We start from the raw sequence: 216 nt of genomic DNA, 5'->3' as shown, positions 1-216 counted from the left end.
GGACCTGACCCGTATTGCCCGGATCAACGACAAAATGTGGGCCGAGTTGTTCCTGTGGAACAAGGACAACCTGATTTCTGAGATCGATATGTTCACCAATGCGCTGCTGAACATCGGCATCGGTGTGCTGCCCTATCTGCTGTTGTTGTTCCAGGTAGGTACCGGACGGGTGGATGCCCGCAGTATGCCGTGGGTCATCTGCCTGATTATCAGCGT

At 54.2% G+C, this 216-nt stretch carries 1 pseudogene; it reads left to right on the top strand.

The features are described from left to right. A pseudogene (locus tag H6B10_RS18605) lies at positions 1–216 on the top strand (hypothetical protein); the annotation flags it as partial.

Origin of the sequence: Gemmiger formicilis (genome assembly GCF_016901605.1) — a bacterium.
GTDB classification, from domain to species: Bacteria; Bacillota; Clostridia; order Oscillospirales; family Ruminococcaceae; genus Gemmiger; species Gemmiger formicilis_B.
This window is presented reverse-complemented; position numbering and strand designations above follow the sequence as displayed.